This is a genomic window from Campylobacter sp. CFSAN093259 (assembly GCF_012889985.1).
Classification (GTDB): Bacteria; Campylobacterota; Campylobacteria; order Campylobacterales; family Campylobacteraceae; genus Campylobacter_D; species Campylobacter_D jejuni.
The window spans coordinates 1486462-1500455 of record NZ_CP040617.1; the positions used below are offsets into that span (position 1 = coordinate 1486462).

The following is a 13994-nucleotide window of genomic DNA, read 5'->3' on the forward strand; positions in this document are numbered from 1 at the left end:
GGGTATATAAGTAACAAAAATTAAGAAATGATAATATCATTTTCTTGCTTATTTACAACCTTAGCAATAATTTTAGCTTGAATATTTTCATCTTCTAGTTTTTTTAAACATTCTAAGGAATCTTTTTCACTTATAGAAATTAAAAGTCCTCCTGAAGTTTGTGGATCACAAAGTAATAATTTTTCTTCATTTAAATCAGGGGTAAGTTCTTTTATAAATTCTAAATTTTTATAAGCTCCAGCAGGAATTAAACCCATATTAAAATACTCTTTTACTCCATCTAAAAAAGGAAGTTCACTTTCAAAAATTTCAAAAGAAATATTTTTATTTAGCATTTCTTTTAAATGTCCTAAAAGTCCAAAACCTGTAACATCACTCATGGCACTTGGATGAAATTTAAGAGCAATTTGACTGGCTTTATAATTTAACTCTATCATGTTTTTAAGCATTATATCTAAATGTTTTTGATTTAACATTTGCGCCTTTAAAGCTGTACTTAAAATTCCTGTTCCTAAAGGCTTGGTTAAAATGATACAATCTCCGATTTTAGAAGTATTATTAGCAATAAATTTACTAGGATGTACTTTTCCTGTAACACTAAGTCCAAAAAAAAGCTCGGTGCTTTCTATAGTATGGCCACCCACGACTAAAGCATTACATTCTTTAACTTTATCATTTGCACCTTCTAAAAGCTCTTTTAAGATGTTTAAATCATGATTGCAAGTATCAAAACCTACTATATTTAAGGCATTAATTACCTCTGCACCCATAGCAAAAACATCGCTTAAAGCATTTGCTGCAGCAATAGCACCAAAATGATAAGCACTATCTACTATAGGAGTGATAAAATCAAGCGTTTGCACCAAAGCTAAATCGGGGCTGATTTGATATACGCTTGCATCTTCATTATTTCCGATATCACTAAGTAAAGCAGGAGTTTTTTGCATGAAATTTAAAATTGTTTTAAGACCACCCGGGCTTAATTTCGCTGCTCAGCCTGCTGCTTTAACAAAATGCGTTAAATTTTGATTTTTATATTGCAGTGTTTTTCCTTATAGAGTAATGATTTTTGCTTTACCAAAAAGCTCGTTTAAAATTTCATAAGCATTGCCTATATTTCCTATTTTAAGTTCTTTGCTTTTATTAAAAAATTCTAGACAAGCTCCACAACTTATGATCTCAATACCTAAATTTTCAAGTTCTTTCATAGCTAAATGTGCTTTATGATTTTCATCAACATTGATTAAAACACTTTCATTTACGCAAAGAATTTTACTTGGAGCATGATCTAAATTTTTTAAGGTACTTAAAAATCCTACAAGTAAATTTTGTCCCAATTCACCCTCACCCACTTTGTCGGTTTTTAAAAATAAAACATTATAATCGTGAATATTTACTTCACTAGAATCAAAATTCTTTTTTTGTACTTTGATGCAAAACTCTTGTGCATTTTCATCTACAACAGGGTTTAAATTTAAAGAGTTAAGAAATTTTACAACATTATTTTTTGAAATAATAGAATTTAAAACAATTTCTAAAATTTCATTTTCTTGAAGTTTTTCAAGAGCGTTTTTTGTTTCAACTATAGGCTGAGGACAAGATAGATTGCGACAATCAATTTTCATTATTTTTCCTTGATATTAGCTTTGAAAAATAATATTATTTTATTACTTGTTTTGTGTTTAAAAATTTTAAATAATATAGAAAAAATTTAAAAGCTCAAAAATGAGCTTTTTTAAAATCTTTTTTTATTCACATCTTCAAGAATTGCCGCAGCAATTTGATTGACTTCATTTGTTATATTATTGGTGACATTTGCAACTTCGACATTTTCCTTAGTTACAGTTTCAAGTTGTGCTATAGCATCGTTAATCTGTGTGATTCCTGCTGTTTGTTCTTTTACAGATTCTGCTACTTCATTTACGCTTTGAACAAGTATATTAATATTTGCCTCGATTTCAGATAAGGATTTTCCTGTTCTTTCCGCAAGCTGTCTTACCTCATCTGCAACAACTGCAAAACCACGCCCATGTTCTCCAGCACGTGCAGCTTCAATAGCTGCATTTAAAGCAAGAAGATTCGTTTGCTCAGCGATATCTTTAATCACATTGACAATATTTTTTATATCATCAGCTTGTGAAGCAACCTCAACTGTTTTTCCACTTACATTTTGCATAGAAGAATTAATCTCCTCCACAGCTGCAGCCGATTGTTCTAAAGAACTCGCTTGTGCATTAGAGCCATCAGCAAGTTTTTGCATAGAATTTTTTAACTCTTCTGACTGATTGGCTAAATCTTTAGCAAAATTTGAAGAAGCCAAAAGCATCTTTTTAATTTCTTTGCCTAAAATATTAGTTGTAATCTCAACTTCACCTTTAGCATTAAATACTTCTGTACTAAAATCAAGAGCCTTATAACTATCAAAAACTCTATTAATTTCATTCATATTAGAACCAATTTTACTTTGTAAAACATCAAGCATCCTATTAAGAACATCTTTAAGTTCTACTAATTGAGGATTTATAGGATTTTTAGTAATTCTTGCAGTTAAATTACCCTTTTCGATTTCTCTAGCAGTTTGCACCGATTCATCTACAGCATTTTGATCTTGTTCTAAAGATATTTGAATCTTTTCAATATTTTCATTTATGATTCTTCCCATTGCTCCTAGCTCATCATTAGCACGAATTTCAATAGCCTTAGGTTCAATTTTTTCATGATTTAAAAAACGGAAAAATGATTCTAAAGAACTAAGAATCACAGGCAATCTAGATGCGACAATTTTTCTTACGCAATAATAAACCACTCCTAAAACAACAAAAATAAAAATAAAAGATGCACCAAGAATAATTAATTGTAATTTTTTTAAGGGTTTAAATACTGAATATTTAGGAGCAGTTACCAAAACTGCCCAAGAACTATCTTGCACTTTAAAACTATTAATCGCAGCATAAGAATCATCACCATCAGAAGCTATATAGTTAAAAACTCCATTTTTTCCTTCACTTATGGCCTTATAAGTTTCTTGTGCACCTTTATTAGGATTGATATCTTTTAAATTTTTTAAAACTAGATTTTTATTTGGATGTATCGCCATAAAACCATCTGAATTTAAAAGAACTCTTAATTCACCATCATATTTTTGACCTTTAGGGTCTAAAAGATAAGTAGCAATATCTGAAAAATCTAAAGTCATGCCTATGACACCTACAACTTGATTTTTTCGATCAAAAATAGGTATAGCAACATTTACAGCATCAAAATCTTGACCTTCTAAATTCATCTTAATAGGACGGCCTATATATACTTTATTTTCCCCATATTTTGCTTTTTTTAATATATCTTGCACAACTTGCAGATTAGCTATTTCATCACTAGCTTGTATTGCTTTTATTCCGCCTTTATTATCCTTTTCTTCATCAGCGTAAAGCATAACAAATTTTCCACTTTGAGTATTAAAAAATTTACTCTCTTCTTTAAAGTATTCTGGCGGATCAATAAGATATAAATAAGTAAAATTAGAATAAGCACTATTATCAAAAGTATTGGTTATAATATTTGTTATATTGTCTATATCTAAATCTTCTTTAGAGGTTGATCTAAACATTTCTGTTAAAGTACCTGAAATACTTTTATTTAAAGCGATCATTTCCCCAAAAATTCCTTGAGTTTGAGTAGCATATTCTTTCGTGATAGAAGCAAGAATATCTTCTGTATTTTTGGTAATATTTTGACTTACTTGTTTTGTGATTAATGAAATTAAAATAACAAGTCCAATAACAACAACAGCTGCCACAGAAAAAATAAGTTTTAAACCTATATTTAAAGATTTAAACATCTTATAACTCCTAAAATAAAAATTTAGATTCTAATTTTAACATATTTTTAAAAAAATAATATTAATTAATTATAAAAAAATTATGTATTAGTATTTTTTGATAGAAGATTTATTTTTTTCCTTTTAAAAACAATTCTTTAAAGCGTTTATTAGCGTATTCTTCTATGTCTTTTTGCAAAATAGAGTAATTTTCCATCAATTCCATAGCTCTAGGAGTAAGTTTTGTTCCTGATTCTTTAGAGCGTCCTTGTCTTGTGCTAACTAAAATTTCTTGAGAATTTTTTTGTAAGGTTTGTAAATGCATCCAAGCTTTTTTATAATTAATCCCCATAAGTTTAGAAGCATGTAATAAACTACCTGTTTGTCCGATAAGTTCTAAAAGTTCTGTTTTTCCTCGACCAAAAAGCAAATCTCCATCCGCATTTTCAATCCAAGTTTTTGTTCTTACTATAAATTGCTTACCTTTTTTTTCTTTAAAACAACCAAGTTGACAATACTTTACATCAACCTTATAAGTTTTTAAAGCTGAACGCATACTTTTAAGTCCACAACCTTCTTTAGCAATATCTCTTGCATCTTTACAAAAAATTCTACGCTTTTCATCTAAACTAGGTTCTATTTTTTTAAGCACTTCAATCTTTGCTTTTTCAAAATCTAAATGTCCAAATTGCCCCAACTCGCAATTATCAATTCTCATGTGATTTTCATCGGCTAATTGTCCGATTTTTTCTATATTTATATTAAATTTCTTTGCAATTTTAAAAGCCGTACCACAATCTAATTTTTCATTGCTATTTAACAATTCTCTCATATATGAGATGATTTCTTTTTCTTGATTTTTATCCATGAATTCTAAATTCTCCACTATAAATATTGATCTTATTTTCTCTAGCAAAACCACAAAGCGTTAAATCAAATTTTCTTGCTATCATAACCCCTAAACAAGTAGGAGCCGTGCGTGAAACAAGCACTGGAATTTTATGCATAACTGCTTTAGCTACCATTTCAGAACTTAGCCTTCCACTAACCATTAAAAAACATTGACTTAAATCAACCCCAGCTAAACACGCTTTTCCTAAAGCTTTATCTATGGTATTATGCTGAGCTATATCTTCACCTATAAAAAAAGTTTTCTCATCTACAAAAAGCTTAGCCGTATGTACACAGCCTGTTTTCTCGTAAAGCTCGCATTGAGTATAAAAAGTACTCATTTGTTTTAAAATTTCATCTTTGCTAAATTTTGCATCAGAACTAATTTTACTCGCTTCAATAGCTTCTGGATCGATATTGGCAGTATGTGCTCTACCGCAACCACTTATAACTACACCTTCAGCATTAAGCTTTGCTAAATTTTCTTTATCAATCTTTGCTTTAATATGCACACTCATACCATCATCTTTTGTTTCTATGCTCTCAATATCGCTTACTTTCGCAATGATATTTTCACTCATTAAATATCCTATTGCTAATGCCTGTTCATCTACAGGAGTTGCCATTAAAGCACCTACTTTTTCATCATTAATAAAAATTTCAAGCTTAATTTCACGCACTAAAGTATCATTGCATGTAAAAGATTCATCACCTTTATATTTTAAAATTTGAGTTGTAAATAACGGATCCATACCTTATCCTTTAAATATCTTTAAATAATATTATATCAAAAAAACATAAATAACAAATTTATATATGGAAAAATAGATTTTAGATTCAACTTATAAAAGAAAATTCGTTCTATTTATTTCAAAAAAGCTTAAAACTACCGCTATGTAATAACATAGCGGTTAAAGATTAAATTTTCACATTAGGATCATAAGAAAAACTAGGTTCAATTTGCTTTTTATTGCTTAATTCTTTATACCAATAAGAATGTAAAATATAAACCTCTTCTTCTTCTTTATAACCACTAATCATAGAATGGATACTACCTTTGATTGCAAATACTGCCATATAAATATGCACACCAAAAAACACTGCACACACTATACCCAAGAAATTATGCACTATAGCTGAAATTCTCAAAAGTTCAATTTGAGTTAAACCAAAAAGACCTTGAATTGCCGTGGAATTAAAATCAAGAAAATACATAAATCCACCTGTAATTATCATCAAAAATCCACCAAATACAGCTATATAATACCAAGATTTTTGACCAAAATTAAACTTACCTGCAGGTACAGGACGTTTGATTTTACTTAAATAACCACCTACTATCATCATCCATCTGATATCATAACTTGCAGGAAGCATTCTTTTAATCCAGCATAAAAACATAGGGATTATAGAGATGATAAACAAAATCGTTGCAAAAGCGTGTAAATTTTTACAAACCCTTACAAAAACTCCACCCCCAAAAACTTCTCCAAACATCATCACAAAACCAGTTGGCACTAAAATCACCCAAGAAATCGCTGCGATAAAATGAAAAAGTCTTTCAAATAATGTAAAAGCATAAATTTTCTTTCCATCGTGTGAAAATTGCTTAGGTCCTATAACCATATAATGCAAAGCAAATGCAGACAATACCGCAATAACAGCGATTAAAGCTATAGTAGCTATATATTCACCTTGCAAAGTTGTCCAAAGTTTGCCAAAAGTATCATAATTTGGGATATTTGTAATACGATGAAAATCCCAAATTTGAGTATCTTGTCCCATTCTCTCGCTACCATAAGCAAATAAACTCACTACGCTTAATAAAAGCGTTACAAATACTTTTCTCATAAGCGTTCCTTTCCTGTGTAAGCAATCTTCCATTCCAAACTTTCCGAAGGATTTGGAATGCCATAATTTCTATTCATAAGTCTATTATGATAAATCTCTTCTATTTTAGAACTTTCACCTACTAAAAGTGCTTTTGTCGAACACATCGCAGCACATACAGGGACTTTTCCTTCTGCGATACGATTTTGACCATAAAGTTCTCTTTCTTTTTCTGAATTCGTTGCTTCAGGGCCACCTGCACACATAGTACATTTATCCATAATGCCTTTATTTCCAAAAACACTATCTTTTGGAAATTGTGGTGCACCAAAAGGACAAGCATAAAGACAATATCCACAACCTATGCAAATTTCTTTATCATGCAAAACAATACCATCAGCACGGATGTAAAAACAATCCACAGGACAAACGATAGAACAAGGAGCATCATCACAATGCATACAAGAAATAGAAGTTGAAACTTCTTTTCCTTGAATTCCTTCATTTAAAGTAATCACACGGCGGCGGCGAATATGAATAGGAAGCTCATGTGCTTCATCACAAGCTACCGCGCAACCATTACAATCAATACAACGCTCATTATCACAAAAGAATTTCAAGCGTTCTTTTTCTAAATTTGCAAAATTTACCTTACTCATTTTCCATCCTTACTGATTCTACAAAGTCCACCTTTAGTCTCTGGAATCTGACACATGATATCATAACCATAATTTGTTACCGTATTAGCACTTTCTCCGCTTGCATAAGGCTTAGTTCCTTCTGGGAAATTGTGCGTTAAATCCACGCCTTGCATAACTCCTGTAAAATGGAAAGGCAAGAAAATCATATCTTTTGCTACACCTGGATTAACCTTCACTCTTACATGAATTTTAGTACCTTCTGGAGAATGCACCCAAATCATATCTCCTGCTTTAATGTCTTGCTCTTTTGCTAATTCAGGATTGATCTCACAAAACATTTCAGGTGTTAAACGCGTTAGATACATAGATGCTCTATTTTCCATACCTGCACCATTTAAATTCACAAGTCTTGCAGTAACAAGATTAAGCGGGAATTCTTTAGAATAATCCTTAGCTTGTTGCACAGAAACAAATTTAGTATCCACGCGGTAAAGCGCTTTTTGATCTTCAAAACTTGGATATTTTTGCACCAAATCGTTTCTTGGAGAATGTAAAGGCTCACGGTGGAGTGGAATTTTATCTTTAAAAGTCCAAACTACAGCTCTAGCTTTAGCATTTCCATAAGGAACTATGCCTTTTTCTATACATTTAGTTGCTATGATATTGCTATCATCATAAGACCAAGTTGATCCCATTTTTTCTTTTTCTTGAGCACTTAAAGTAATACCTAAAACTTTTTCTATATTATCTTTAGTAATTTGTGGATAACCTGTATCAATAGGTGAATTTAAAGGTGCATTCTTAGCAAGTAAACTCTCTCCTTCATATTCAAGTCCAAAATTGTTTCTAAAGCCCATACCACCTTTTGCTACTTCAATGTCGGTATTATAAAGCACAGGAGAACCTGGGTGCTTATCACTCCAACAAGGCCAAGGAAGCCCGTAATACTCGCCAGCAACTTCGTCTTTTCCTTCTAAAGTTACCTCATCAAATTTATCCCAGTATAAAGTATGCTTTTTAAGCCTTTCAGGACTCCAACCATTAAGCCCTATACTTCTAACTGCTTTTGCAATTTCTCTTGTTGCATTTTCAGGCCAAACAATCTCACCTTTTTCATCGCGTAAAGTCTTGGTAAAGTCTTCATAAAAACCTAATTTTTTAGCAAGCTCAAATAAAATTTCTTGATCTTCCATGCTTTCATAAAGTGGATCTACAACTTTAAATCTCCATTGTCCGCTACGATTTGTTGCTGTTACACTTCCGCTTGTTTCAAACTGTGTTGCTGCAGGTAAAAGATAAATTCCATCTTTTCTTTCTGCAATAATCCCTGCTTCATTTACAAAAGGATCGGCTAAAACTAAAAGCTCTAAAGCTTCCAAACCTTCTTTAACTTTTACTTGTTGTGCAGTCGAAGTAATACCATTTCCCATAACTACTAAAGCTTTTAAAGGCGTTCCTGCATTATCGATAGCATCATTTCCATCTTTTCCATTTAAAGCCGCTGCCCACCATCTAGCAAGTGAAAGCCCAGTTTTATGCATCCAATCTTTGCTTACAAAATTTCCTAAAAGCCACTCATAATCCACACCCCAAATTTTGGCATAGTATCTCCAAGTCGCTTCATTTAAAGGATAATAACCTGGTAAATTTTCGCTCAAACAAGCCATATCTGAAGCACCTTGAACATTATCGTGTCCGCGTAAGATATTAACTCCACCACCAAATTTACCTATATTTCCAAGTACCATTTGCACAATAGGTGCTAAACGTGTATTTGAAGTTCCTACAGTATGTTGAGTTAAACCCATAGCCCAAATAAGCGTAGTTGGTTTGTTTTTAGCTACTTCGTGAGTGATTTGCACCAAAAGTTCTTTAGAGATCCCTGTAACATTTTCCACTTCTTCAACTGTCCATTTTGCTGCTTCTTCACGAATTTTATCAATTCCAAAAACTCTTTCATCAAGATATTTTGTATCTTCCAAGCCTTCATCAAAAATGATTTTTAACATTCCATACATGAAAGCAATGTCAGTTCCTGGACGAATTCTTGCATAAATATCCGCTTTTGCTGCACTTTTTGTAAATCTAGGATCTACAACGATAAGCTTTGCACCTTTTTCTTTTGCTTTTAAGAAATGTCTAAAACCCACAGGGTGATTTACCGCTGGATTTGCTCCAATGATAATGATACATTTACTTCTTTGGATGTCTCCAAGATGGTTTGTCATAGCGCCATAACCAAATGTATTCGCCACACCGGCGACTGTTGCGCTGTGTCAAATTCTAGCTTGATGATCTACATTGTTCGTTCCAAAAAATGCTGCAAATTTTCTTATATAATAAGCTTGTTCATTATTAAGTTTTGCAGAACCTAAAAACATAACACTTTCAGGATTTTCTTTACGATAAGCAGCTAGTTTTTCTCCGATCTCACTTAAAGCTTGCTCATAACTTATGCGTTTCCATTCTCCATTTTCTTTTTTCATAGGATATTTTAAACGCACATGTGAACGCACCATATCGATCATATCAGATCCCTTGCAGCAATGTCCACCTGAACTCACAGGATGATCTTGAGCGATTTCTTGACGCACCCAAACACCATTTTGCACTTCTGCAATAATCCCACAGCCTACAGAACAGGCTGTACAAACTGTTTTTACTTTTTTACTACCTTCATAAGCTTCTTTAAGCTCATCAGCACTCGCTTCTCTTAAAGTTTCACTTCTAGCAAGCAACGGTGTTGCTAGGCTTGAAAGTGCTGCCATTTTAAGAAAAGAACGACGCGTAAGCTTGATATTTTCACCTACACTTGACATTACTCAGCCTTTATATAATAATTTTCCCAATTAGCACTTCTTTGAAAAAGCACTTCTTTTTTCTTACTTTTACCTTTAACTAAATCTTTTCTTTCTTCATCTTTAGCTAGAGCTAAAGTTGTGCTACCAAGCACTCCAGCAGCCCCTAAGGCAAAAGCGGATTTTTTAAGAAATTCCCTGCGATTTTTCACGAGTCCTCCTTTGTTTATTTGCTTCTCTTCTTAAAAATTCTGAACGCGATAGATCGTTTTGCACTTTTTTAGAATTTATTTTTGCAGGTTTTTCCACTTCAAAGCAAAGTCTTTCAAATTCCATAAAAGCCGATGCAATACTTGCAATTTCCTTATATAAATTCGCATTTTTATTCATGAAAACATCGCCTAAAAACTCATCAATGCTTTTATTGATCACTTTTTCAAAAAGCTCTTTGGCTAAATCATCTTCATTTTGCCTTAAAAATTCACTCATCAACAATAAACAAAATCCAACACTATCTTCACTTTCTTTAAAAAATTTTTCATTGCGTCTTATTTTACTTTTGACTAAAATTTGACGCACGCAAAGTAAAGGATTTGAATTTTCAAAACCTTCTTCTATGTAAGAAAAAGTCGTTGGAATGCTATTTTTAAGACTTAAAAAAAGCAAATCATATTCTTTAAAAAATGCTTGTATAGAATTTTCATCATCTAAATGCTTAAGCAAGATATCAAAATTTGATTTTAAATTTTCATCAAATAAACATTCTTGCATTGTCTTTAAATACTCTTGTAATTTTGACAATCTTTCTTCAGAAAATGAAAAAACAAAAAGCTCTCCTAGACATTGATAATAAAGACTTCTAGCTAATCTTAATTTTTCCAAATCCATTAAAGCTTCCATGCATTCAAAATTTTCAAAAATAGCTTTAAATTTTGCTTGAATGAATATTATGCAAAATATACCTAATATTCATTTTAAAGCCGATTTTTAAATCGATTTATCTTAATACTATTTGATTTAAAAATCACTGAATTTCAATAAAATTCCACAAGGATTTAAAATATTAAAAAATCATACCAAAGTATTGAAAATTAGATATTTGAGTTGATTTTATATTTGAAAAAATAAAATACTTTGCATAAAATTTACATCTTTGATTCTCTTCCGAGTAAAATTAACATTTTATGCAAATTATAAATAATACTAATTTCTTAAAGAATAATCCTTATAAGAAAATTCTCTTATCATTTGAAGTTCATTTTTTGCATTTAAAAGCATGAGATTTGGAAGTCTTATACCATTAAAAGTTGTGTTTTTCACAATGGTGTAATGAATTTGATCTAAAAAAACAATTTTATCGCCGATTTTAAGCTTTTTATCAAAGGCGTATTCTCCCATTACATCACCCGCTAAACAAGTATTTCCAGTAAGCAAATAGGAAAATTCGCTTTCTTTTAAGTCTGAAATTTTTTCATTTTCTCTTGTGGCTAAAATTCTAGCATTTAAAACTTCACTTGTATAAGGCATGATGATAGTATCTGGCATATGCGCTTCGCTTGAAGTATCTAAAATAGCAATTTGTTTTTCATTTTCTATGATATCTACTACACTAGCCACCAAATTTCCTGTTTGCCAACCCACCGCTTCGCCTGGTTCAAGATAAACTTGCACACCGTATTTATCACTGAAATTTTTACACAAAGCAATAAGCTTTTCAACATCATAGCCTTTTTTAGTGATGTGATGTCCTCCTCCAAAATTCACCCATTTCATTTGCCCTATCCATTTGCCAAATTTCTCTTCAAAAACCTTTAAAACAGCTTCTAAAGCACCAGCACTTTCTTCGCAAAGTGCGTGAAAATGAAGTCCTTCTATGGTACTTAAATCCACATTTTCAAAATCTTTAGCACGAATTCCAAGTCTTGAGTATCTTCCACAAGGATTGTAAAGTTCTTTTGGGGCTAGAGAAAATTCAACATTACAACGAAGACCTAAGGAATTTTTTTGTGTTTTAGCTTGAAATTTATGAAATTGAGCTAAAGAGTTAAACACTATATGATGAGATAAGCTGGCTATTTCACCTATTTCATCTTCTTTAAAAGCAGGCGAATAAGTATGAATTTCTTTATCCATGTATTCTTTAGCAAATTTTGCTTCCCAAAGTCCGCTACAAGTACAACCTTTTAAGTATTCTCCAACAATTTTCATCGCTCCTGAAAAAGCAAAACCTTTTAAAGCTAAAAGCACTTTAGCACCACTTTTTTCGCCAACACTTGCTAAAAGCTCACAATTTTTTCTTAATTTATCTTCTTCTAAAATATAAGCTGGGGTTTGAATTTTTTCATAAAACATTATTTTTCCTTGATTAAATTGCTAAAATCATAACAAAATTAAACCAAATTTTCAAAATAAATATTTACTAAAGTTAAAAAAATAATGACTATAATACAAAAAATCAAGCAAAAGGAAAAACTAATGAATAGAAGAAATTTTTTAAAATTTAATGCACTCACTCTAGCAAGTATGGGTGTAGCCTATGCAAATCCTATGCATGATATGCACTCCATGCATAAAAATCATTCTATAAATCATGACTTAGATACTTCTTTTATAAACTTTGCTCCAAAAAATTTAAAGCTTTTAGATCCAAAACAATTCCCCCAAGGAGAAATTTTAAAAGCCTTGCCTTTACTCAAAAATGAAAGTAAAGAAAAAAATATTTTTCGTGCTACCCTAGAAATCAAAGAAAATCATATAGAGCTTATCAAAGGTAAAAAAACCTTATTTTATACTTACAATGGCCTCGTGCCTGCTCCAAAAATAGAAGTTTTTGAAGGAGATAAACTTGAAATTTTAGTCAAAAACAAACTCAAAGAAGCTACAACTATACATTGGCATGGCGTTCCTGTGCCACCTGATCAAGATGGAAGCCCACATGATCCTATCTTAGCAGGAGAAGAAAGAATATATCGTTTTGAAATTCCTCAAGATAGCGCAGGAACTTACTGGTATCATCCACATCCTCATTATACGGCTTCTAAACAAGTTTTTATGGGTTTAGCAGGGGCTTTTGTGATCAAAGCAAAAAAAGATGCTTTAAGTCATTTAAAAGAAAAAGATTTGATGATTAGCGATTTGCGTCTTGATGAAAACGCTCAAATTCCAAACAACAACCTAAATGATTGGCTAAATGGTAGAGAAGGAGAATTTGTACTCATCAATGGACAATTTAAACCTAAAATCAAACTCGCCACAAACGAACGCATACGCATTTATAATGCTACTGCAGCAAGATATTTAAATTTACGCATACAAGGAGCTAAGTTTATACTTGTTGGTACTGATGGTGGACTTATAGAAAAAGCTATTTATAAAGAAGAACTTTTCTTAAGTCCTGCTTCTCGTGTAGAAGTTTTAATCGACGCTCCAAAAGATGGGAATTTTAAGCTAGAAAGTGCTTATTATGATAGGGACAAAATGATGGTAAAAGAAGAATCTAATACCCTATTTTTAGCTAGTATTAGCCTAAAAAAAGAAAAATTAGAACTTCCAAAAAATTTAAAAATTTTCAAACCTTTAGAAGAACCTAAGGAATTTAAAGAAATAATCATGAGTGAAGATCATATGCAAATGCATGGAATGATGGGAAAAAGTGAAAATGAATTAAAAATCGCTCTTGCGTCTATGTTTTTAATCAATGGCAAAAGCTATGATTTAAAACGCATTGATTTAAGCTCCAAGCTTGGAGTAGTTGAAGACTGGATAGTGATAAACAAATCTCACATGGATCATCCTTTCCACATACACGGCACGCAATTTGAACTCATCTCATCAAAACTCAATGGCAAAGTTCAAAAAGCCGAATTTAGAGCCTTCAGAGATACTATAAATGTGCGTCCTAATGAAGAGTTAAGACTTAGAATGAAACAAGATTTTAAAGGACTTAGAATGTATCATTGCCATATTTTAGAACATGAAGATTTAGGAATGATGGGAAATTTAGAAGTAAAGGAATAA

The 13994-nt window shown here is 31.6% G+C and carries 12 protein-coding genes; 1 reads left to right on the top strand and 11 read right to left on the bottom strand.

Annotation, left to right across the window (positions count from 1 at the left end; all coding sequences use genetic code 11):
* Positions 1–20 precede the first annotated feature (20 nt).
* The 11 genes from selD to nspC form a co-directional block, all read right to left on the bottom strand.
* Positions 21–1043, bottom strand: coding sequence for a selenide, water dikinase SelD (gene selD, locus FBF20_RS07675; protein ID WP_077409355.1), 1023 nt, complete (start codon positions 1041–1043; stop codon positions 21–23).
* Positions 1044–1052: 9 nt separating this feature from the next.
* Positions 1053–1625 carry a sulfurtransferase-like selenium metabolism protein YedF gene (gene yedF / locus FBF20_RS07680; protein WP_002851218.1) on the bottom strand — a complete coding sequence of 191 codons (573 nt, stop codon included), beginning with the start codon at positions 1623–1625 and terminating at the stop codon, positions 1053–1055.
* A 110-nt stretch (positions 1626–1735) separates the two neighbouring features.
* Complete coding sequence (ccaA, locus tag FBF20_RS07685) at positions 1736–3838, bottom strand: aspartate chemotaxis receptor CcaA (RefSeq protein ID WP_002851362.1); 2103 nt, start codon at positions 3836–3838, stop codon at positions 1736–1738.
* A 109-nt stretch (positions 3839–3947) separates the two neighbouring features.
* Entirely contained in the window at positions 3948–4685 is a 738-nt protein-coding gene (locus tag FBF20_RS07690; RefSeq protein ID WP_002822570.1) for a winged helix-turn-helix domain-containing protein, read from the bottom strand.
* Positions 4678–5460 carry a formate dehydrogenase accessory sulfurtransferase FdhD gene (gene fdhD / locus FBF20_RS07695; RefSeq protein ID WP_002851178.1) on the bottom strand — a complete coding sequence of 261 codons (783 nt, stop codon included), beginning with the start codon at positions 5458–5460 and terminating at the stop codon, positions 4678–4680. Before fdhD ends, FBF20_RS07690 begins: the two co-directional genes overlap by 8 nt.
* 166 nt (positions 5461–5626) lie before the next feature.
* The gene (locus tag FBF20_RS07700; protein WP_002851174.1) at positions 5627–6559 is read right to left on the bottom strand and encodes a formate dehydrogenase subunit gamma; all 933 of its coding nucleotides are present in this window, start codon (positions 6557–6559) and stop codon (positions 5627–5629) included.
* A complete protein-coding gene (gene fdh3B / locus FBF20_RS07705) occupies positions 6556–7197 on the bottom strand; it encodes a formate dehydrogenase FDH3 subunit beta (protein ID WP_002851264.1) in 642 nt (213 codons plus the stop codon). Before fdh3B ends, FBF20_RS07700 begins: the two co-directional genes overlap by 4 nt.
* A complete protein-coding gene (locus FBF20_RS07710) occupies positions 7194–9998 on the bottom strand; it encodes a formate dehydrogenase subunit alpha (RefSeq protein WP_010891941.1) in 2805 nt (934 codons plus the stop codon). The genes fdh3B and FBF20_RS07710 overlap by 4 nt, the downstream gene beginning before the upstream one ends.
* Complete coding sequence (locus FBF20_RS07715; RefSeq protein WP_002851537.1) at positions 9998–10189, bottom strand: twin-arginine translocation signal domain-containing protein; 192 nt, start codon at positions 10187–10189, stop codon at positions 9998–10000. Before FBF20_RS07715 ends, FBF20_RS07710 begins: the two co-directional genes overlap by 1 nt.
* Positions 10164–10877 carry a molecular chaperone TorD family protein gene (locus FBF20_RS07720; protein WP_079005335.1) on the bottom strand — a complete coding sequence of 238 codons (714 nt, stop codon included), beginning with the start codon at positions 10875–10877 and terminating at the stop codon, positions 10164–10166. Before FBF20_RS07720 ends, FBF20_RS07715 begins: the two co-directional genes overlap by 26 nt.
* A 303-nt stretch (positions 10878–11180) precedes the next feature.
* On the bottom strand, positions 11181–12329 hold the full coding sequence (nspC, locus tag FBF20_RS07725; protein WP_002858431.1) for a carboxynorspermidine decarboxylase: 1149 nt from the start codon (positions 12327–12329) through the stop codon (positions 11181–11183).
* A gap of 123 nt (positions 12330–12452) precedes the next feature.
* Between nspC and cueO the strand changes: the two genes are divergently transcribed.
* The gene (cueO, locus tag FBF20_RS07730; RefSeq protein ID WP_002868028.1) at positions 12453–13994 is read left to right on the top strand and encodes a multicopper oxidase CueO; all 1542 of its coding nucleotides are present in this window, start codon (positions 12453–12455) and stop codon (positions 13992–13994) included.